This is a genomic window from Bacillus sp. AR4-2, from assembly GCF_008274865.1.
GTDB classification, from domain to species: Bacteria; Bacillota; Bacilli; order Bacillales; family Bacillaceae_G; genus Bacillus_A; species Bacillus_A cereus.
In genome coordinates, this window is sequence record NZ_CP031062.1 from 4,621,631 (window position 1) to 4,642,500 (window position 20,870).

A 20,870-nucleotide genomic window follows, 5' to 3' on the forward strand; every position below is an offset into this window, starting at 1 on the left:
GATAATATATCTCCCAATATAGCAACCTCTTTAAAACTGTTTAACTGCATTACCAATACCCCAAATTTCATTACTGTACTGCAAAATCGTTCGATCGCTCGCAAAATGACCAGACTGTGCAATATTTAAAATCGACATTTCTAGCCACTTCGTTCGGTTCTCATAAGCTCTACCGACAGCCTCTTGTCTTTCAGCATATGGACCAAAATCTCGCAGAACGAAATATTCATCGTTTTGAATCACGAGAGAATCGTAAATCGCTTCAAATTCAGCTCCCGATTGTGCAAAGAAACCATTTGTTAATTGATCAACTACTTTTTTAATGTGTCTATTGTGGTGATAATAATCACTTGCACGATAGCCACCATTTTGATAGTAATGAAGAACCTCTTCGGCCGTTAAACCGAAAATAAAACAGTTATCATCACCGACCCGGTCTTTTATTTCAACGTTAGCACCGTCTAGCGTTCCGAGTGTAATCGCACCATTCATCATAAATTTCATATTACCTGTTCCCGATGCTTCTTTACTCGCCGTTGAAATTTGTTCACTTACATCCGCCGCTGGGAATATATCTTCCGCTAAAGAAACTCGATAGTTTTCTAGAAAGATAACTTTCATATATTGACTGACATACGGGTCATTATTTACTTTTCTTGCGAGTTCATTTATTAATTTAATAATTTTTTTCGCGTAATAATAGCCAGGTGATGCTTTCGCTCCAAAAATAAAAGTACGCGGATAAAATGTAAAACTAGCATCCTCTTTCAAACGGTTATATAAATATAAAATATGAAGAACATTTAATAATTGTCGTTTATAAGCATGTAATCTTTTCACTTGCACATCAAAAATAGAATTTGGATCAATGGTAATCCCCATTGTATTATGAATACGCTCTGCTAAAATCTCTTTACGCTCTTGTTTTACCTCTGCAAATTTCTCTTGGAAACTCGCATCATATTGAACTAATTGTAGCTCTTGAAGCTTAATCGGTTCTTTCTTCCACTCCGTTCCAATCGCCTCTGAAATGAGATTTGTTAACTGTGGATTTGCTTTCATAAGCCAGCGCCTATGAGCAATTCCATTCGTCTTATTATTAAACTTATCTGGATAAAATTCATAAAACAATCGCATTTCCCGCTGCTTTAATATTTCCGTATGAATTTTTGCTACACCGTTTACGCTATGGCTACCGACAATCGCTAAATGAGCCATTTTCACAAGGTCATGTGCAATAATCGCCATTGCTTCAATACGATCCCACTCATACGGATACTGTTCCCACAGTTCATGACAGAAACGTTCATTAATCTCTTCAATAATCATATAAATTCTCGGTAATAACGGTTTAAAAATGTGAATTGGCCACTTTTCGAGCGCTTCTGATAACGTCGTATGATTCGTATAAGAAATCGTCTGCGTCGTTATGTGCCAAGCTTCTTCCCATGCTAACTTTTCTTCGTCTAGTAAAATACGCATCAGTTCCGGAATTGCTAAAACCGGATGTGTATCGTTAATGTGGATCGCAATTTTTTCATGTAGTTGACGAAGGTCACCATATCTTTCTCTATGCATTCGAACGATATTTTGCAAACTTGCTGATACGAGGAAATACTGTTGTTTTAAACGAAGTATTTTTCCCTCATCATGCGTATCATCTGGATATAAAAACTCCGATACAGCCTCTGTTTCACGCTTATATTTCAAAATATCTTTGCAGTTTTGCGGGAAAGGAACTGGTTCAGCATTCCAAAGTCTAAGTGTATTTACAGTACTCGTCTCATAGCCAACTACCGGCACATCATATGGCACGGCCATAATGACTTCTGCATTTGTATGCCTAAACTCTAAACGTCCGTCAATTTCTAGCGGTTCAACACTGCCGAAATAACTTACTTCTACAGCTTGATCATACCTTCTTACTTCCCATACGTTTTCATGAAGAAGCCACTGTTCTGGAAATTCAACTTGATAACCATCAACAATTTTCTGATCAAACAAACCATGTTTATAACGAATTCCACAGCCGTGTCCTGGTAAGTTTAAAGATGCGAGTGAATCGAGAAAACAGGCTGCTAAGCGTCCAAGCCCACCATTACCAAGGCCTGCATCTGCTTCCACTTCTTCTAACTCTTGTAACGAAATTCCTAGTTCAGATAACCCCTGCTCGCATACATCTCGAATACCTAAATTCAAGATGTTACTTCCAAGCAAACGTCCAAGCAAAAACTCAATAGACAAGTAATACATTTGCTTTTGCTCTCCGGATCGATAACTCTCGTTCGTTGCAATCCATTGACTATTCATATACTCACGTACCATATGGCCGAGCGTATTATATTGATCACGAGTTGTAGAATCTTTAAAACTTTTACCATACATCGTCTCTAACTTTTCTAGAAAAGTTGATTTAAAACTTTCAACATGAGTAAACATTTTTTCACCACCTACATGTTATTCCATGAGACTTTTATACAATTCCTTATAAGCAAGAGCCGATTGCTCCCAGCTATAATCTTCATTCATCGCTTGTTTTACAAGCTGCTCCCACACTGGTTTATCGTGATAGAATTCAATTGCACGATGAATCGTATGTAGCATGTCATGTGCATTAAAATTCGTGAAACTGAAACCATTTCCTTCGCCTGTTTCTTCATCATAAGAATGTACCGTGTCGTTTAACCCACCTGTTTCTCTTACAATTGGAATTGTACCGTATGCTAATGCGATAAGTTGTCCAAGTCCACACGGTTCAAACAGCGATGGCATTAAAAACAAATCGCTTCCCGCATACACTTGGTGAGCTAATTCTTCATTAAATCCGATATAAACTTTTACCTTCTCCGGATACTCATATGCCATCCACTCAAAGAATTGCTCATATTCCGAATCACCTGAACCTAAAATAATACATTGTACATCTTCTTCCATTATTTCGCGGAATACAGTACGTACTAAATCAAGACCTTTTTGCTTCGTTAATCTCGTTACCATTGAAATAATTGGTGTATCCTCTTTTTCTGGCAAACCAAAATAACGCTGCAAGGCGCGTTTATTTTCACTCTTTTCATATAATGACTCTGCATCATACTGGGCCTTAATATACGAATCCGTTTCTGGATTATATACGCTCGTATCAATACCATTTACAATGCCGCTAAGCTTATCATTATATTTTCGCAGTAATCCATCTAACTTCTCACCGAAAAATTTATATTGAATTTCTTCTTTATACGTCGGGCTCACCGCTGTAATTTGATCCGAAGCAATAATACCGCCTTTCATAAAGTTTACGTTTCCATAAAACTCTAGCTGCTCACTATGAAAATATTCATCACCAAGCTCTAACAAGTCGTACATCACTTCAGGAGGAAATACACCTTGGAACTGCAAGTTATGAATCGTATATACCGTTTTAATACGCTCATATAACGGGTTATCTTGATACTTTTCACGAAGTAAGAAATTAACCATAGCCGTATGCCAATCATGGCTATGAAGAACATCCACTTCAAAATCAAGGTGCGGAATACACTCTAACACTGCTTTTGAGAAATAAGAAAAACGCTCTCCGTCATCGTAATGCCCATACAGAGAATCTCTCTTAAAATAATATTCATTATCTATTAAGTAATACGTAATTCCGTCTTGCTCACCTTTTAAAATTCCACAATATTGATTTCTCCACCCAAGAGGGACGTTAATTACTTTATGTAACGTACATCCATCTCTTAACTTTTGCGGAATAAGACTATAATTCGGAAGTATAATACGAACGTCCACTCCTAATTTTTTTAGCTCTTTTGGGAGTGCACCCGCTACATCAGCTAATCCTCCCGATTTCACAAACGGTACACATTCTGATACTGCAAATAAAATATTCACTTGTTGTCCCACTGCGCGAAAAGTTTTTATTACTCCTCTTGCAGCTTCCTCCCTTCGAGTTTTCATTTAAATTAAAACTTTAATCAGTGGAGGAAAAAGCCCCCACTGATTCTTTAGGAATAACTATTAATCGTACTGTTTTGTACGCTTCCTTTTTCTACAACATACGGCTCATCGGCGCTTCCTTTTAATACGACACCGTCGCCAATTTTCACGTCTTTATCAATAATAACACCGTCTATTATACAGTTATCTCCAATTTGGCTCTTTTGCATAATAATACTGTTACGAATACTTGAACCTTTTCCAATTTTAACTGAACGGGAAACAACACTGTTTTCGACTTCCCCTTCAATAATACTGCCATTTGCAATCATTGTATTTTTCACGACTGCACCCTTTAAATAACGAGTTGGTGGCTCATCTTTTACTTTCGTAAAGATCGGTGCTTCTTTCTTAAATAATTGCTTCCAAATAGCAGGTTGCAAAATTTCTAAGCTATGTTTATAGTAACTTTCAATCGAGTCAATAATTGCTACATATCCAGTATGTTCATATGTAGCAATGTGTAATGATTTCCCGCGCTTTTCTCTCACTACATCAAATAAACTGTATTGTTCCACACCTTTATATGACTCAAATAAGTCTAACAATAATTGTTTCTTTAACACGTATGTTTGAAGCGAAACCCCTTCATGGCAAACTTCTGTAATATCAGCTGCCGTATGTATATGTCGCTCTAACACCGCTTGAAAATTTAATGCTGTTACGAGATGGCTATTCGTAATAACAACGTACTCTTCTCTGCTTCTTAGAAAATAATCAATATGTCTTCTAAAGTGTGCAAAAGACCCAAATTCATCTTGGTCACATTGGCAGTTTGGCGGGAATAAAAATAGTCCGTCTCGTTTTCTATCTAAATCCCACTGTTTTCCTGAACCAACATGGTCCATTAACGAACGATTTTTATGGCTTGTAAAAACTGCCACACTATGAATACTAGAATTCACCATATTTGAAAGCATGAAATCAATGAGTCGATAACGGCCCCCAAACGGTAACGCCGCTAGTGAACGATGCCCTGTTACTTTCTTTAAGGAAGGAAAACTTCCCGTTGCATTAATAATTCCTAACATTTTTTCTCCCATTCATTTCATCCCCCTTTTCTATTTCCCTTCAGCAATTAATACTACATCGTCAACATTCTTTTCTGGACGAATGACTGTTCCATCTTCAATAACCATTTCTGATCCAACAATCGCTCTTTCAATCACAACATTTTTACCAATCTTAGCCCCTGGCATAACGACAGAATCAATCACCATACTTCCTTCTTCCACCGTCACTCCTTGGAATAAAACAGAATGCTTCACGTCCCCTTCAATGACGCACCCTTCGTTAATAAGCGATTCTTCTACTTTCGCCTTTTCAGCAATATATTGAGGCGGTTCGTTTGGATTGACAGAGTAAATACGCCAATTACGATCGTTTAAATTCAGTGATGTTTCATCGCGAAGCAAATCCATATTCGCTTCCCATAAGCTCTTCACCGTTCCAACATCTTTCCAATATCCTTCAAACGGATACGCCATTAACTTCTTCCCTTCATCCAATAAAAGCGGAAGTACGTCTTTTCCGAAATCGTTACTAGATTCAGGGTTTCTTGCATCCATCTCTAAATACTCTTTCAAAATTGACCAATTAAAAATATAGATTCCCATTGATGCAAGATTACTTCTTGGAAATTGTGGTTTCTCTTCAAACTCAACAATCTCCATCTCTTCATTCGTATTCATAATGCCAAAGCGACTCGCTTCATCCCAAGGTACTTCAATAACAGAAATGGATACATCCGATTCTTTCTCAATATGGTAATCTAGCATCTTACTGTAATCCATTTTATAAATATGGTCGCCTGATAAAATAAGAACATACTCTGGTTCATATTGACTTAAATAGTTTAAGTTTTGATAAATGGCACTTGCCGTACCTGTATACCACTTAACCCCTGAAGACTCCGCATAAGGAGGTAATACTGTGACTCCACCGTTTACTCGGTCTAAATCCCACGCATTTCCGATTCCGATATAATTATGAAGTTCGAGTGGTTGATATTGCGTTAAAATCCCAACCGTTTCAATACCAGAATTCGCACAGTTACTTAGCGTAAAATCAATAATGCGATATTTACCACCAAATGGAACAGCTGGCTTGGCTAAATTTTTTGTTAATGCACTTAAACGACTACCTTTTCCCCCTGCTAGTAACATTGCTACGCACTTTTGTTTTTGAGCCATCTTGTTTTTTGCTCCCCTTTCTCGTCTTCACTGGTCGTAATATGGATACGCCAAATGGTGGAATTGTAATCTCTACATGTGCTGCTTGATTATGGTACGGTTCTAGAAACGTCTTAAGACGTTTCTTATTCACTTGCCCCGAACCGCCATATTGCTGTGCATCACTGTTTAAAATCTCGTTATAATACTCGAAATCTGGTACACCTACTTTATAGTTTTCATATGTAGCTTTCGTAAAATTACATACGATAACTAACGCATCCTCTTGTTTATCCCCTTGACGGATAAACGAGAAAATACTTTGCTCGTTATTATTAGCATCAATCCACTGAAAACCTTCAGGCGAATGATCAAGCTGCCAAAGTGGTTTTGAGCGCTTATACAATGCTATGAGCTCTTTAAAGTAATCATGCATATAACGATGCATTTCAAAATCATGTAAATTCCAATCTAAATCTTCAAGGTCTTTCCACTCATCAAACTGTCCGAATTCCCCTCCCATGAAAAGTAATTTCTTTCCTGGGTGAGTAAAGAAATATCCATATAATAAACGAAGCTGAGCAAACTTATCCCAGTAATCACCTGGCATTTTATTTAATAACGATTTTTTCCCATGAACGACTTCATCATGAGAAAGCGGTAATATGAAGTTTTCAGAGTACGCATATAGCAAAGAAAACGTCATTTTCTCATGAATGTGTTTCCTATATTCAGGCGCACACTCCATATATTTCAGCACGTCATTCATCCAGCCCATATTCCATTTGTAATTGAATCCAAGCCCACCTTCATACGTTGGAGTTGTTACAAGTGGCCAAGCTGTTGAATCTTCTGCCGTCATAAGAAAATCTTCATCCTCTGCAAACACTGCTTCATTTAACTCTCTTAAAAATGAAACAGCATGCTCATTACTTTGCTCTTGTCCTTCTTTATTCCAGTACAACATGTTCGCAACTGCATCAACTCTGAAACCATCAATATGGAAATATCTCATCCAAAATAACGCATTTGAAATTAAGAAATTACGTACCTCTCTCTTTCCTAAATCAAAATTGACAGTTCCCCATACTGGATTTTCTTGTACATCTTTATCTTTATATTCATAGGTCGGTGTACCATCAAACAAATATAAACCGTGAGCATCTTTACAAAAATGCCCCGGCACCCAATCTAAAATGACACCGATTCCATATTTATGACATTCGTCGACAAAATACATTAAATCATGCGGTGTACCAAATCTACTCGTCGCTGCATAATATCCCGTTCCTTGATATCCCCAAGAACGATCATATGGATGCTCAACAAGCGGCATAATTTCAATATGTGTAAATTGATGTTCCACCACATACGAAATGAGTTCTTCTGCCATTTCCCTGTAAGAGTACAGCGTTCCATCTTCTTTCTTTTTCCAAGAACCAAAATGTAATTCATAAACTGTCATCGCTTCTTTATAAATCGATTTTTTCTTTTTCTTACGAATCCAGTTTTTATCATTCCATTCATATCCCTTTATATCAAAAACTACAGATGCCGTATTCGGTCTTACTTCTGCATATACAGCATACGGATCTGCCTTTAAAATGACGTCACCAGCCAACGTTTCAATCGCATATTTATATATTTCTCCTTCTTCAATATGCGGTATAAACAAGGACCAAATGCCTTCTTCTGTCACTTGTAGCATTTTATGTTGCTCATAATCCCACTCATTAAAATCTCCAACAACACTCATTGCTTTCGCATGAGGAGCCCACACTGTAAATCGTACTCCTTGAATCTCATCTTCCGTCACAACATGTGCGCCAAAGATATTATAACTTTCATAGTACTTTTCTGTATGAAACTCATCTCGTTTCACTTCTTCACAATTTATTACACTCAATATGCTCACCTCACTTAGATGACAGAATTTTTTATACTTTAACTATTTCTGCGAAAAACTGCAATATCCTTGTTAATTTATAAAAAACATTCGTTTTTTTCTTAAAAATGTTAGTTTTCCTTCACATTTCCGTGTAAAATATCGAATTTTGACGAATATTCATTGAAAACGCTTTATTATTCTTCTATATTTTTACCAATTATTTTTTCTCAACCTTTATTTTATTATGTTTATCCTATTTTTCATGCTATTTTTCACTTAAAATCAAAACAAAATAATCTGTCATAAAAAAATGTTTCTCAATATTTTTTGTCACAATTTTATTGAAATGCGAAATTTATAAGCATATACTTGTTCTCAATGAAGAACATCGATCTTTCGTAACCACAATTCATAGCGGACTACTATGTTTACTCGTTTATCCTTGTTGCGAACGGTTGCTATACAAATTTAACTAGGAGGCTTTCTTATGTCATTAAAACAAAAAGTAGGAATGGGAGTTATCACCGCTTCACTTGGCTTATCCCTTACATTCGGCGGTGTATTCGCCTATTTCAGTGATTCAGAAACATCAAGTAACTCATTTCAAGCTGGAACACTAGATCTTTCTATTAATCCAAGTGTAATCGTTAATGTGAAAGATTTAAAACCAGGTGATTTTATTGAAAGGAACTTCAAGCTTGAAAATAAAGGTACATTGGATATCGCAAAAGTAGCACTTGAAACATCATATGAAGTTACAGATGCAAAGCAAAATAATGACGGTGAAGATTTAGGTGATCACATTATCGTCAAGTTTCTAGTAAATGATGGACAGCCATCTAATCCAAACGATGATCATGAGATTTTGTGGGAAACAAAACTATCACAATTAAAAACTATGAAACCTGAAAATGTCGCTACGTCTCTAGAACGTCATAACTTAATAGATGGTATTAAATCTGGTGAAACAGATTACTTACACGTCCTCTTCTCATTTGAAGATAACAACCAAGATCAAAATAAATTTCAAGGTGATTCCCTGCAGCTAAACTGGACATTCCATGCTGAGCAAACACCAGGCGTGGAGAAATAATTTTTAAAATATAAATTATCGGAGGCTTATACATGAAAAAGAAAAATCGTTTTGTTACCGGAATTGTAACGGCTGGCTTTCTGTTTTCAACTGCCCTTCCGTTCAATGTACTTGCTGAAAATCCTATTAACCAAATTGACTCTTCAAACGCCCAGTCTTTACTATCAAAACTTTCTAAAGAACAGCGTCAGGCATTACAAACGTTAGATGCCAATCCTGGCTTTACGATTTCGCCAGATATTAATACAAGTAGTTCTGAACCAGTAAATATCATTGTAGAATTTCAAACTGCGCCAGTAAAAATTAATGAATTAAAACAAAAAGAAAAAGGATTACAGTCTGCTCCTGAAAATATAAAAGCACGTATTGATCAAGAACATGAAGAATTCGAAAAAGGACTAAAACGTCTTTATCAATTCAGCCCATCAGTAAAATCTGGAAACTTCCAGTCTGTACAAATTAAACGTTCTTATAAGCATGCGATAAATGGTGTTGCGCTGACGTTACCGGCAAATACAGTGGAAGAATTGTTACGAATTGGCGTTGTAAAACGCATTTGGAAAGATTACGAAGTGAAATTAAATTTACCAAAACAAGCAGAGCAAAAAGCACCTCAAAAACTAACCGATAGTATTCCACAAATTGGGGTCGATAAGTTACATAGTGAAGGCATTACCGGAAAAGGAATTAAAGTTGGTGTATTAGATACGGGTATTGATTACAATCACCCTGACTTAAAAGACGTATATAAAGGCTATCGCGCAAAACCTGGTGAGGACTCTAGCAAAGTAGACCCAAACTCAGTAAAGGGTTGGGACTTTATTAATAACGATGCAGATCCAATGGAAACTACTTATTCAGAATGGCAACAATCTGGTGCTCCTGAATTTGATAGCCGTGGTTCTTCCTTCTACACCGCCCACGGTACTCACGTAGCAGGTATCGTTTCTGCTCAAAAGAAAAATACATCAGATTCCGCAGTAAAAGGCGTTGCACCTGGCATTGAACTGTATAACTATCGTGTACTCGGTCCATACGGAAGCGGAGATAGTTCTGGTATTATTGCTGCAATCGATAAATCTATTTCTGACGGTATGAATGTTATTAACTTATCGTTAGGTGACGATAGCAACAATCCACTCGATCCAACATCTATCGCTGTTAATAATGCAATGCTTTCAGGCGTTGTTACAGTCGTTGCTGCTGGTAACTCTGGACCAAATCCATCAACACTCGGATCACCAGGTGCTTCTCCATTTGCTATTACGGTTGGAGCAAGTGATAGCTCTATTTCCTTGCCAAAACTATCAGGTCATGCGGGACAATTACAATTTCCTAACTTAATTTTATTCGGCAAAAATTTCACTGATAAAATAGAGGATTTCAAAGGACAATCTCTATCTATTGAATCTGTAGGAATTGGTACGCCTGACGAGTTTAGTAAAAAAGATGTAAAAGGAAAAATCGCTCTCATTGCACGTGGTACACTGTCATTTGATGAAAAAATTGCTAACGCAAAACAAGCTGGCGCAAAGGCCGTTATTATTTATAACAATGTGGACGGAGAAATTCCTTTCTACGTTGGCGAAAGCACAAAATACATTCCAGCATTCCGCCTAACGAAAGAAGACGGTGAAAAACTAAAAGCTCAAATCGAACAAGGTAATACATCCTTTACTTTTGACGAACTTAGTTATATTCAAACAGAAGGCGATCATCTTGCAGACTTTAGCTCACGCGGTCCTGTTACATCAAATGATGATATTAAACCAGATATTACAGCGCCTGGTGTTGCTGTACTTTCAACAGTACCTGAATATATTAATGACCCACAAGAGGGCGAAAACTATGACGTTTCCTATGAGCGTATGCAAGGAACATCTATGGCTTCTCCTCATATCGCGGGCGTTGCTGCTCTTATTTTACAAGAACACCCAGAATACTCTCCATTCGATGTAAAGGCGTCTCTTATGAACACAGCTGATGATTTAAAAGAAAAGTATTCCGTATATGAAGTTGGAGCTGGACGAGTAGATGCATACAACTCCGTTCATACGGAAACAAGTTTTAAAGTGCTAGATACAACAAAAACAGTTGTAAATGATGAAGTAATTGAAGTACCAGAAGAAACCGGATCCATTGCATTCGGGAAGTTCTATCAAAAAGAAGGTGAAGCTCTTGAACAAAAACGAAATATAAAAGTAGCTAATCATAATAAACAAGAGAAGAAAGAATTTAAAACAGAAATTTCTTATACACCAGCTTCTCCTTCCATTAACGACGCTACCGCAAATGGTGTAAAAGTTTCTATTGCAGAAACAATTACTGTTGATGCTGGAAAATCAGATGAGGTTGAAGCAAAAATTAATATTCCAGCTGGCGTGAAGCAAGGCCGATATGAAGGATATATTCATATTACAAATACGAAAAATAAAGAAGAAACGTATCAAATACCATTCTCTATTCGTGTATCAGAGCCTGGTATTGAAAATGCTTTTTTATCAAGAAAAGCCATTTCAACTGATACATCTAAATTCAATCCATATCGTGAATCGTATTTACACGGAGCATTCCAATTAAATAGCGACCTTGAGACGTTAGATCTTATCGTGAAGGATTCAAAAACAAATAAAGCGCTTGGCTTCATTGGAACATTAAACACAAGCGGACTAAAAACGGATGTGTATTACTACTTAGATTCATTCTTTAACGGCAGAGTATATCCTTTCACAAATGATCCTGCAAAACCAATTGGTGATGAGAAAATCGACTTACCAGAAGGCGATTACACAATTGAATTTGTTGGCTATGATAAAGATGGTAAAGCACGTGTGAAAGGTGATTATGTCGTAATTGATAATACACCGCCAGAAGTAAAATTAACTGGATTAAAACCTGGTATTTATGAATTAAATGAAGAAAACTATACAGTAGAAGACGGTAAAAAGGCATTATGGATTAAAGGAAATGTGTATGATTCGAATGTTGACTACTTAAAAGGAAAAGGATTAAACATTACGCAAGAAGCAAACGGAGTGATGTATTATGACTATTCTCCATACTTGCATAAGTTTTTACCTATTAATGCAAACGGTGACTTTAAAGTTGGCATTACTCCTGAATCCTTTAAAGTGGAAGGTCCAATGAACACAGGGGTATATATTTTCGATTATGCAACTGCAGGAGCTGACTATCCAAGCGGTGTAAATAACTATTGGTTTATCCCGCAAGGAGCTCAATATGCGAAAACTAGCTATGATAAAAAAGAAGTATATAAAGGTGATGAATTCACTGTGACGCTAAACGCCAAACATGTGAAACAATTTGTTGCTGGGGAATTTAACGTAAAATTCCTAGAAAAGAACTTCAAATTTGCAAATGCGAAATTGAATCCTGCTTTTGAAAAACTCCTTTCTGAAAAAAGGGTAACAGCAAAAGTAAATGAACCGAAGCTAGAAGCAGGCTCTGTTACAGTTGGCGGTGCTATCGATGACAAAAACTTCGCTGGACTAGATGGTGATTTCCCGTTCATTGATGTAACGTTCAAAGTAGAAAACGATGAGTTTTATGAAGCAAATGCTCAATTAGAGTTACCAGTGTTTGTATACTGGAAACCAGGAGAAACAGAGCCAAATAGAATGCGTGTCCTTCAAGATCAATCATTCTCAGTAATGTCCTTAAACTCACTAGTAGAAGGAAATATTAAGCCTGGTGCATTCTTAAATGAACGTGGATATTTAGATGAAAAGTTCGATTATACAAAGCTTGGCGTAAAAGTATATGCGACTGATTCTTATCGTCATAAGTTTGAAGGCTCACTAGATAAATACGGATACTTCAAACTAAATGGACTTCCAGTTAATAAACGCGACTATAACTTATATGTAGAGGTGCCAGGACATTTAACAAGCCGCCTAACAACGAAACTTGGTACTGAAAAAGACGGTAAGCTGCTTGGCCAATATTATTATGCAAGACCTGACGAAAACCTTGCCGGCGATGTAAATGCTGATAAAGTAATCGATATTAGAGATGCTGAAATTATCGCTAGCAACTATGGTAAAAAAGGACTAACTGTAAAAGACGGAGACCTTAATAAAGATGGGATTGTCGATGAAAAAGATATTCGCTTCGTCGAAAAGAACTTCTTGAAAAAAGGTCCAGATGCATCTAAATCACAAACACCTGTAGAAAAATCCAAAAGCGGTACACTGGCAGATATTTTAAAGAAATTAGGATTAACGCCTAAAAAATGATAAAGTGAAACTTTAATCAGTGTGGGGTGTTCATCCCCCACTGATTATTAGTTGAACCAATCGGGCTTTTACGGGCAGTTGATCACCAAACTAACTTCTTTGCTTTCGCTGCATTTTGAGGTGGGGATCTTACTGCCCGTTAATGCGGGATAATAAAGAGCACTCTACTTAAAGTAGAGTGCTTTTTTCTATAAACGACCCTGATCCAGCAAAAGGGGTATATTGGGGATATACAAGGGAAACCGGAAAAGGAATTTATATTAAATTATATGAATTTAGAGGTAGGAAGCAGTGTCCCGCCCCTGAATGATTTAGCAATTATTATAGTACTGGTGCCATTGTTTCTTTTAATACTTTTACAGAATGAGCGAACTTCGCTTTTTCTTCTTCATTTAACTCAAGCTCTACGATTTCACGTACACCTTCGCGGTTAATTACAGCTGGAACACCTACGTAAGCATCTTTCTCACCGTATTGGCCTTCAAGGTATGCAGATACAGTTAATACGCTGTTCTCGTTGTTTAAGATTGCTTTAGTTACACGAAGTAGTGACATACCGATTCCGTAGTAAGTTGCACCTTTACGCTCGATGATATGGTAAGCTGCATCACGTACATTTTCGAAGATTTTATCTAAGTCTTCTTGTTTGTACTGTTCATTGTTAGCTAAGATTGTTTCTAGTTTTTGTACACCGATAGTAGCGTGGCTCCATACTGGAAGTTCAGTATCACCGTGTTCACCAACGATGTAAGCATGAACGTTGCGTGGATCTACATCTAAGTAGTCACCTAACATGTAACGGAAACGAGCAGAGTCTAAAGTAGTACCAGAACCGATTACGCGCTCTTTCGGTAAACCAGATTCTTTCCAAGTTACGTAAGTTAAAATATCAACTGGGTTAGTTGCGATTAAGAAGATTCCATCGAATCCGCTATCCATAATGCCACGAACGATTTGTTTAAAGATCTTTGTATTTTTCTCAACTAAGTCTAAACGAGTTTCACCTGGCTTTTGTGGTAACCCAGCAGTGATAACAACTAAATCTGCATCTTTACAATCTGCATAGCTACCGCTCCAAACTTTTGTTGGTGATGGAGAGAATGGTACCGCATGGCTTAAGTCCATTGCTTCCCCTTCTGCTTTTGCTTCATTAACATCTACTAATACGAATTCTTCAGCTACACCTTGGTTGATCATTGAGTAAGCGTAACTACAACCTACAGCTCCTGTTCCTACTAATACTACACGATTGATACCTTTTTTCATGGTAATTTCCCCTCTCTATTGTTCACATATATTTTTTATGATTGTTTAAGTAATTAATTAAAATACTAATTTAATGTTGTTTAACTTCTTTACATTCATATTGTAGCACGTATTATTGTGAAAAAGTTCACAAATTATGACCTATTTGTGAACTTTTTCACATAGAGTGTAAAGTTATTAAATCAAGTATGAAATCAATCTCAATGGAGGCGTTTTCTTTAGATTGTGAATAAAAATAATGTGATTTGATTCTTCCCTGCAACTAAATTTACTTTCTATAATCAAAATCCTAATATTCACAAAAAATGTAATCACATTATCACCTCCCTTTTAACCATTACCGTATATTAATAAAAAAATATTAGCTAAAATCATGCATTCTTTTCTAATAATAAACCATTCAATATAAGTGATAGGCTATGCAAAGCTTTAGACAACTGTGCCTCTGCATCTTCAGAATTTGCGATCCAACAAGCGAGATCCACTAGTCCACCATTTATGAACCTTGCTAAAGCTTCACAGTCCGTCTTTTCAATAATACAATTATTCATTAGTTGCTGAAGCATCTCCGCCATCGTCACTAAACATTGTGACTGTGATGATTGATAATAACTAGTTCCTAATACTGCTGGTGCATCACGAAGTACGATTCGCTGAATTTCTGGATTAAGTGCCATCGTTAAATAAGCACGACAGCGCCCAACAAATCCTTCCCATTCCCCTTCCGCCTCATCCGATACTTTCCCTAATTTATTATCCATTTCCATGTCAATTTCTTTTACAACCGCTTCTAACAATCCTTTTTTATCACCAAAATGATGATAAATTGCACCACGGGTTAAACCGACAGATGCTGTAAAATCATCCATAGATGTGTTTACATATCCAATTGTTCCAAAAGCCTCTCTTGCTGCACTCAGCAATTTAGCACGTGTTTCAATAATCATTTCTGCTCTTGTTTTTCTAACCATCTTTTCCTCCTACATCTATTTATTCCCTTTATTCAAAATGAATCCCATTATAGTATCGTTCTCTATGTAAAAGAAGAAATCCTTTGAACGTCAGCCCTCTATCCAGAGATAAAACATTTCAATTGACATACGCACCGTATGTCAATGTTTTCTATCTCACAAGATAATATAACTTCTTACTCATATCCTACATTGACTCACTGCCCCCTTTTTATAGAAGTATTAATGAAACAGAGGAGGAGTTAAAAGAATGAAGAATGTATATGTAAACGTCAAATACTTTGGTGATTATTATGTTTAATTCCTATCGTGAGATTTTCAGTGCTCCTGGTACAAAAGGATTCTCATTAGCAGGATTTATAGCTCGTATGCCCATATCAATGATGGGCATTGGTATTGTTACAATGTTATCTCAATTACGTGGTGACTATTGGCTTGCTGGAGCCGTTGCAGCCACCTTTACATTATCATCAGCTTTACTAGCTCCTCATATCTCTCGTATGGCCGATCATTTAGGGCAATCTCGCATCCTTCTTCCGACTACAGGTATCAGTGTTTTCTTTACGATTCTCTTACTCCTATGTACAAAATATGAAGCGCCTTATTGGACGTTATTTCTATCTGCCTTATGTGCAGGTTGTATGCCAAACATGTCGGCCATGGTACGTGCACGGTGGACTAAACTATACCGTGGATCCCATAAATTGCATACAGCATTCTCATTTGAATCGGTCGTCGACGAAATTTGCTTCATAATTGGTCCTGTGTTATCCGTCAGTTTAAGTGTTATGTTCTTCCCAGAAGCAGGGCCACTTTTATCATCTGTTTTTCTTACAATCGGAGTATGCCTGTTTACCATTCAAAAAAGTACAGAACCGCCCGTACATCCCCACGACATTACAGATAAAGGAACAGTATTTAAAATTGGTTCATTACGAGTACTAGTATTTACACTCATCGCTATAGGTACTATATTTGGCACAATAGATGTAGTTAGTGTAGCTTTTGCTGAGCATCAAGGAAACGCAGTAGCTGCTAGCTTTGTGCTTTCCGTCTATGCAATCGGTTCATGCCTGGCAGGTCTTATTTTCGGTACCCTTAAACTCCGTACTCCACCCTATAATCAATTTTTAATAGCAGTCACACTATCCATGATAACAATGCTGCCACTAGTTTTCGTAAACACTATCGCTTGGCTAATAGTTATTGTTTTCTTTGCAGGGCTATCTGTCGCTCCTACTATGATTATTACTATGGGACTAGTGGAAAAAATCGTACCTGAATCAAAAATAACCGAAGGAATGACTTGGGCAATTACAGGACTTGGTATTGGAGTCTCTCTAGGATCAGCAGTAGCTGGTTTAGTTATTGATACATTTGGAGCTCGTGCAGGGTTTAGTTTGGCTATTATAGCAGGAGGTCTTGCCTTAACTATTGCACTTTTAGGATACAAAACTCTTTACCGCATATAGTCATGCTGTTATGAAACCGGATGGGCATTCAGCAGAGAGTTAAAACATATTCAAAAATAGGATTACCTCTTCTTCTGTATAAGAAAAGGTAATCCTATTTAAATTAATATAACTTTTTTAATTTATTATTTATAATCTGGCATAGCTTTTTCTATATTTATAAACAACAAAAAAGAGATAGCAGATTATGCTATCTCTTTTAGTATGACCCGTACGGGATTCGAACCCGTGTTACCGCCGTGAAAGGGCGGTGTCTTAACCACTTGACCAACGGGCCAGTTCTGGCAGAGAAGAAGGGATTCGAACCCTCGCACCGCGTTCGCGATCTACTCCCTTAGCAGGGGAGCCCCTTGAGCCACTTGGGTACTTCTCTATAAATATGGCTCCGCAGGTAGGACTCGAACCTACGACCGATCGGTTAACAGCCGATAGCTCTACCACTGAGCTACTGCGGAACAATTATGGTGGGCCTAAATGGACTCGAACCATCGACCTCACGCTTATCAGGCGTGCGCTCTAACCAGCTGAGCTATAGGCCCATAATTGAAAAGCGGGTGAAGAGAATCGAACTCTCGACCAGAGCTTGGAAGGCTCTTGTTTTACCACTAAACTACACCCGCATTAAATTGTAAATGGTGAGCCATGAAGGACTCGAACCTTCGACCCTCTGATTAAAAGTCAGATGCTCTACCAACTGAGCTAATGGCTCATTTTGAAAGTGGTGCCGACTAGAGGACTTGAACCCCCAACCTACTGATTACAAGTCAGTTGCTCTACCAATTGAGCTAAGTCGGCTTGCGACTTCAAAATGGTGGCTCGGGACGGAATCGAACCGCCGACACGAGGATTTTCAGTCCTCTGCTCTACCGACTGAGCTACCGAGCCTTTATGTAAAATGGCGGTCCCGACCGGGGTCGAACCGGCGATCTCCTGCGTGACAGGCAGGCATGTTAACCACTACACCACGGGACCATTTGGTTGCGGGGACAGGATTTGAACCTGCGACCTTCGGGTTATGAGCCCGACGAGCTACCGTGCTGCTCCACCCCGCGATGATAAAATATTTACTTTAGAAAAAATGGAGGAGGTAGAGGGATTCGAACCCCCGCGCGACTCTCGCCGCCTGTCGGTTTTCAAGACCGATCCCTTCAGCCGAACTTGGGTATACCTCCGAGATATATACGTCTAATGGTGGACCTTGTAGGACTCGAACCTACGACCGGACGGTTATGAGCCGTCTGCTCTAACCAGCTGAGCTAAAGGTCCTTTATGGTAGCGGCGGAGGGGATCGAACCCCCGACCTCACGGGTATGAACCGTACGCTCTAGCCAGCTGAGCTACACCGCCATAAATGATATTAATATAAATGGAGCCTAGCGGGATCGAACCGCTGACCTCCTGCGTGCAAGGCAGGCGCTCTCCCAGCTGAGCTAAGGCCCCATGTTTTTTAGGAATATCGGGAAGACAGGATTTGAACCTGCGACCCCCTGGTCCCAAACCAGGTGCTCTACCAAGCTGAGCCACTTCCCGTTAATAAAAGCGCGCCCGAGAGGAGTCGAACCCCTAACCTCTTGATCCGTAGTCAAACGCTCTATCCAATTGAGCTACGGGCGCATATGGTGCCGAGGGCGGGGGTCGAACCCGCACGGTGGTCACCCACCGCAGGATTTTAAGTCCTGTGCGTCTGCCTGTTCCGCCACCCCGGCATGTCATATTGAAAATTGGAGCGGAAGACGGGATTCGAACCCGCGACCCCAACCTTGGCAAGGTTGTATTCTACCACTGAACTACTTCCGCAAGACATGTATGAGTTATTTAATTAAAAGTGCGGGTGAAGGGAGTCGAACCCCCACGCCAAAGGCGCCAGATCCTAAGTCTGGTGCGTCTGCCAATTCCGCCACACCCGCATATTAATTTATTTAAGAAAAATGGGGCGACTGATGGGAATCGAACCCACGAATGCCGGAGCCACAATCCGGTGCGTTAACCACTTCGCCACAACCGCCATGATTTCTGGTGCCGACTAGAGGACTTGAACCCCCAACCTACTGATTACAAGTCAGTTGCTCTACCAATTGAGCTAAGTCGGCTAAATGGTGGAGGATGACGGGATCGAACCGCCGACCCCCTGCTTGTAAGGCAGGTGCTCTCCCAGCTGAGCTAATCCTCCATTTGCCTGGCAACGTCCTACTCTCACAGGGACAAGGTCCCAACTACCATCGGCGCTAGAGAGCTTAACTTCCGTGTTCGGTATGGGAACGGGTGTGACCTCTCTGCCATCATTACCAGACTGTATTCATTTAAGACAAGAATTATTGTAACTCATTTACTTTTGAAAGTCAACAAGTTTTTTATATTCTTTCAAAACTAGATAACATTGCTTCATATTATATGGTTAAGTCCTCGATCTATTAGTATTCGTCAGCTCCACATGTCACCATGCTTCCACCTCGAACCTATCAACCTGATCATCTTTCAGGGATCTTACTAGCTTACGCTATGGGAAATCTCATCTTGAGGGGGGCTTCATGCTTAGATGCTTTCAGCACTTATCCCTTCCGCACATAGCTACCCAGCTATGCCCTTGGCAGAACAACTGGTACACCAGCGGTGCGTCCATCCCGGTCCTCTCGTACTAAGGACAGCTCCTCTCAAATTTCCTACGCCCACGACGGATAGGGACCGAACTGTCTCACGACGTTCTGAACCCAGCTCGCGTACCGCTTTAATGGGCGAACAGCCCAACCCTTGGGACCGACTACAGCCCCAGGATGCGATGAGCCGACATCGAGGTGCCAAACCTCCCCGTCGATGTGGACTCTTGGGGGAGATAAGCCTGTTATCCCCGGGGTAGCTTTTATCCGTTGAGCGATGGCCCTTCCATGCGGAACCACCGGATCACTAAGCCCGACTTTCGTCCCTGCTCGACTTGTAGGTCTCGCAGTCAAGCTCCCTTATGCCTTTGCACTCTACGAATGATTTCCAACCATTCTGAGGGAACCTTTGGGCGCCTCCGTTACACTTTAGGAGGCGACCGCCCCAGTCAAACTGCCCACCTGACACTGTCTCCCGGGTCGATAAGACCCGTAGGTTAGAATTTCAATACAGTCAGGGCGGTATCCCACCAGCGCCTCCACCGAAGCTAGCGCTCCGGTTTCAATGGCTCCCGCCTATCCTGTACAAACTGTACCAAAATTCAATATCAGGCTACAGTAAAGCTCCACGGGGTCTTTCCGTCCTGTCGCGGGTAACCTGCATCTTCACAGGTACTATAATTTCACCGAGTCTCTGGTTGAGACAGTGCCCAAATCGTTACACCTTTCGTGCGGGTCGGAACTTACCCGACAAGGAATTTCGCTACCTTAGGACCGTTATAGTTACGGCCGCCGTTTACTGGGGCTTCAGTTCAGAGCTTCGCTTACGCTAACCCCTCTCCTTAACCTTCCAGCACCGGGCAGGTGTCACCCCCTATACTTCGCCTTACGGCTTCGCAGAGAGCTGTGTTTTTGCTAAACAGTCGCTTGGGCCTATTCACTGCGGCTTTCCGTTAAGAAAGCACCCCTTCTCCCGAAGTTACGGGGTCATTTTGCCGAGTTCCTTAACCAGAGTTCTCTCGCACACCTTAGGATTCTCTCCTCGCCTACCTGTGTCGGTTTGCGGTACAGGCACCTTTTATCTCGCTAGAAGCTTTTCTTGGCAGCGGGGAATCAAAGACTTCGCTCCATAAGGAGCTTCCCCATCACAGCTCAGCCTTCACGAT

The 20,870-nt window shown here is 39.5% G+C and carries 9 protein-coding genes, 22 tRNA genes, 2 rRNA genes and 1 pseudogene (1 of these 34 cut by a window edge); 3 read left to right on the plus strand and 31 right to left on the minus strand.

From position 1 onward, the window contains the following. Positions 1-30: 30 nt before the first annotated feature. The 5 genes from glgP to glgB all read right to left on the minus strand — a co-directional run bounded on the left by glgP (position 31) and on the right by glgB (position 8,070). Positions 31-2,439 (minus strand): glycogen phosphorylase, encoded by a 2,409-nt coding sequence (gene glgP / locus DN399_RS23935; protein WP_000494108.1) that lies wholly within the window; start codon positions 2,437-2,439, stop codon positions 31-33. Positions 2,440-2,457: 18 nt separating this feature from the next. Further along, entirely contained in the window at positions 2,458-3,888 is a 1,431-nt protein-coding gene (glgA, locus tag DN399_RS23940) for a glycogen synthase GlgA (protein ID WP_033691681.1), read from the minus strand. 113 nt (positions 3,889-4,001) lie between these two features. Then, positions 4,002-5,036 carry a glucose-1-phosphate adenylyltransferase subunit GlgD gene (gene glgD / locus DN399_RS23945; RefSeq protein ID WP_006915634.1) on the minus strand — a complete coding sequence of 345 codons (1,035 nt, stop codon included), beginning with the start codon at positions 5,034-5,036 and terminating at the stop codon, positions 4,002-4,004. Between the two features lie 18 nt (positions 5,037-5,054). Beyond that, on the minus strand, positions 5,055-6,185 hold the full coding sequence (gene glgC, locus DN399_RS23950) for a glucose-1-phosphate adenylyltransferase (RefSeq protein ID WP_016123516.1): 1,131 nt from the start codon (positions 6,183-6,185) through the stop codon (positions 5,055-5,057). Next, the gene (gene glgB / locus DN399_RS23955; RefSeq protein WP_149149988.1) at positions 6,133-8,070 is read right to left on the minus strand and encodes a 1,4-alpha-glucan branching protein GlgB; all 1,938 of its coding nucleotides are present in this window, start codon (positions 8,068-8,070) and stop codon (positions 6,133-6,135) included. The genes glgC and glgB overlap by 53 nt, the downstream gene beginning before the upstream one ends. A 469-nt stretch (positions 8,071-8,539) precedes the next feature. Here glgB and DN399_RS23960 point away from each other — a divergent pair, with 469 nt between their 5' ends. Beyond that, the gene (locus DN399_RS23960) at positions 8,540-9,145 is read left to right on the plus strand and encodes a CalY family protein (protein ID WP_149149989.1); all 606 of its coding nucleotides are present in this window, start codon (positions 8,540-8,542) and stop codon (positions 9,143-9,145) included. A 32-nt stretch (positions 9,146-9,177) separates the two neighbouring features. Beyond that, positions 9,178-13,401 (plus strand): S8 family serine peptidase, encoded by a 4,224-nt coding sequence (locus tag DN399_RS23965; RefSeq protein ID WP_149149990.1) that lies wholly within the window; start codon positions 9,178-9,180, stop codon positions 13,399-13,401. Positions 13,402-13,722: 321 nt separating this feature from the next. Here the strand turns inward: DN399_RS23965 and DN399_RS23975 are convergent, their stop codons facing one another. Both DN399_RS23975 and DN399_RS23980 read right to left on the minus strand, forming a co-directional pair. Beyond that, the gene (locus DN399_RS23975) at positions 13,723-14,667 is read right to left on the minus strand and encodes an L-lactate dehydrogenase (protein ID WP_000715339.1); all 945 of its coding nucleotides are present in this window, start codon (positions 14,665-14,667) and stop codon (positions 13,723-13,725) included. A 371-nt stretch (positions 14,668-15,038) separates the two neighbouring features. Continuing rightward, on the minus strand, positions 15,039-15,638 hold the full coding sequence (locus DN399_RS23980; protein ID WP_149149991.1) for a TetR/AcrR family transcriptional regulator: 600 nt from the start codon (positions 15,636-15,638) through the stop codon (positions 15,039-15,041). A gap of 293 nt (positions 15,639-15,931) precedes the next feature. Here DN399_RS23980 and DN399_RS23985 point away from each other — a divergent pair. Beyond that, a pseudogene (locus DN399_RS23985) lies at positions 15,932-17,153 on the plus strand (MFS transporter). A gap of 162 nt (positions 17,154-17,315) precedes the next feature. Here the strand turns inward: DN399_RS23985 and DN399_RS23990 are convergent. From DN399_RS23990 to DN399_RS24105, 24 genes are all read right to left on the minus strand, one after another. Next, positions 17,316-17,387 (minus strand) — tRNA-Glu (locus tag DN399_RS23990). 5 nt (positions 17,388-17,392) lie between these two features. Beyond that, positions 17,393-17,483 (minus strand) — tRNA-Ser (locus DN399_RS23995). A 7-nt stretch (positions 17,484-17,490) separates the two neighbouring features. Beyond that, positions 17,491-17,565, minus strand: a tRNA-Asn gene (locus tag DN399_RS24000). A 7-nt stretch (positions 17,566-17,572) separates the two neighbouring features. Beyond that, a tRNA-Ile gene (locus tag DN399_RS24005) sits at positions 17,573-17,649 on the minus strand. Between the two features lie 10 nt (positions 17,650-17,659). Next, positions 17,660-17,730, minus strand: a tRNA-Gly gene (locus DN399_RS24010). A gap of 13 nt (positions 17,731-17,743) precedes the next feature. Next, positions 17,744-17,819 (minus strand) — tRNA-Lys (locus DN399_RS24015). 10 nt (positions 17,820-17,829) lie between these two features. Next, positions 17,830-17,905, minus strand: a tRNA-Thr gene (locus DN399_RS24020). Positions 17,906-17,919: 14 nt separating this feature from the next. After that, positions 17,920-17,995 (minus strand) — tRNA-Phe (locus DN399_RS24025). An 11-nt stretch (positions 17,996-18,006) separates the two neighbouring features. Beyond that, positions 18,007-18,082: transfer RNA gene (locus tag DN399_RS24030), tRNA-Asp, on the minus strand. Positions 18,083-18,085: 3 nt separating this feature from the next. Beyond that, a tRNA-Met gene (locus tag DN399_RS24035) sits at positions 18,086-18,162 on the minus strand. A 27-nt stretch (positions 18,163-18,189) separates the two neighbouring features. Then, a tRNA-Ser gene (locus DN399_RS24040) sits at positions 18,190-18,282 on the minus strand. A 17-nt stretch (positions 18,283-18,299) separates the two neighbouring features. Further along, positions 18,300-18,376 (minus strand) — tRNA-Ile (locus DN399_RS24045). 4 nt (positions 18,377-18,380) lie between these two features. Then, positions 18,381-18,457, minus strand: a tRNA-Met gene (locus DN399_RS24050). A 20-nt stretch (positions 18,458-18,477) separates the two neighbouring features. Further along, positions 18,478-18,550: transfer RNA gene (locus DN399_RS24055), tRNA-Ala, on the minus strand. Positions 18,551-18,566: 16 nt separating this feature from the next. Beyond that, positions 18,567-18,640, minus strand: a tRNA-Pro gene (locus DN399_RS24060). 10 nt (positions 18,641-18,650) lie between these two features. Beyond that, positions 18,651-18,724 (minus strand) — tRNA-Arg (locus DN399_RS24065). Between the two features lie 3 nt (positions 18,725-18,727). After that, a tRNA-Leu gene (locus tag DN399_RS24070) sits at positions 18,728-18,816 on the minus strand. A gap of 16 nt (positions 18,817-18,832) precedes the next feature. Next, a tRNA-Gly gene (locus DN399_RS24075) sits at positions 18,833-18,907 on the minus strand. 29 nt (positions 18,908-18,936) lie between these two features. Then, positions 18,937-19,017, minus strand: a tRNA-Leu gene (locus DN399_RS24080). Positions 19,018-19,039: 22 nt separating this feature from the next. Next, positions 19,040-19,115 (minus strand) — tRNA-His (locus DN399_RS24085). A 9-nt stretch (positions 19,116-19,124) separates the two neighbouring features. Continuing rightward, positions 19,125-19,200: transfer RNA gene (locus tag DN399_RS24090), tRNA-Thr, on the minus strand. 4 nt (positions 19,201-19,204) lie between these two features. Then, a tRNA-Val gene (locus tag DN399_RS24095) sits at positions 19,205-19,280 on the minus strand. Positions 19,281-19,284: 4 nt separating this feature from the next. Continuing rightward, a 5S ribosomal RNA gene (gene rrf / locus DN399_RS24100) occupies positions 19,285-19,400 on the minus strand. Positions 19,401-19,501: 101 nt separating this feature from the next. Further along, positions 19,502-20,870: ribosomal RNA gene (locus DN399_RS24105) — 23S ribosomal RNA — on the minus strand; it runs 1,553 nt beyond the window's last position.